The following is an 881-nucleotide window of genomic DNA, read 5'->3' on the forward strand; positions in this document are numbered from 1 at the left end:
CCGTCCTGAGGGCGCGCCGCTCGCGCACGTACTCGCCGCGGCCGTCCGGCCGGCAGTCCTCCAGCCGGTCCAGCGCCGCGAGCGCCGCCGGGTAGGCGTCCGGACGGACGGTGACCAGCTCGCCGCTGATCCGCCGCCCCGGCGCCGGGTCCGGCAGGGCGTACGGGAATCCGGGCCCCGCGTGCAGCGCCGCGCCCTCCAGGACCGCCGGCCGCACCTCGGCGCACCGGCCGGCCAGGAAGGCGGCGTGGTTGCGTCCCCCGGTGAGCAGGGTGCCGTAGACGAAGAAGGGCAGGACGGCGGGTTCGGCGGGCACGGGGGGTTCCTCCAGGGCGGGGGTGAGGCCGGGGGCGGGTCGACGGTCGATGGTGCCCGTCTGGTGATACCCACTGGCGCGCGGGGTGGCCGATGCGGTGTCATGGCGGATGCAACTGCCAGTACCGTCCAAGGGGGACACCCATGACAGCTCCCGCCGAGCGCAGACCGGCCGCACCCGCGGACACCCCGCCCTCCGCCGCCCCGCCCGCCGCCGGGCGGCTCGGAGCGGGCGTGTGGGTGGCGCTCGGCATCGTCTACGTCGTGTGGGGCTCGACGTACCTGGCGATCCGCATCGCGCTGGAGACCATGCCGGGCTTCCTGTCCGCCGCCGCGCGCTTCCTGACCGCCGGACTGCTGCTCGCCGGCTTCGTCGCCGTCCGCTACGGGCGCTCCGCCCTGCGGGTGGACCTGCGGCAGCTGGGCTCCGCCGCCCTGGTCGGCGGCCTGCTGCTGACCGGCGGCAACGGGCTGGTGGTGCTCGGCGAGAAGTCGATCCCGTCGGGCCTGGCCGCCCTGCTGGTCGCCGCCGTGCCGCTGTGGATGGTGCTGCTGACGGCGGTCGG

At 76.7% G+C, this 881-nt stretch carries 2 protein-coding genes; one reads left to right on the forward strand and one right to left on the reverse strand.

Annotated features, from left to right (window positions below; translation table 11 throughout):
• Window positions 1-316, reverse strand: a 316-nt coding sequence (locus ABD308_RS19765; protein ID WP_344337107.1) for a gamma-glutamylcyclotransferase family protein, incomplete at its 3' end; no start/stop codon positions are given.
• Window positions 317-459: 143 nt separating this feature from the next.
• On the opposite strand from ABD308_RS19765, the gene ABD308_RS19770 reads away from it, so the two are divergent.
• Window positions 460-881, forward strand: a 422-nt coding sequence (locus ABD308_RS19770) for an EamA family transporter (RefSeq protein ID WP_344337109.1), incomplete at its 3' end; no start/stop codon positions are given.

Source organism: Kitasatospora putterlickiae, from assembly GCF_039527695.1.
Classification (GTDB): domain Bacteria; phylum Actinomycetota; class Actinomycetes; order Streptomycetales; family Streptomycetaceae; genus Kitasatospora; species Kitasatospora putterlickiae.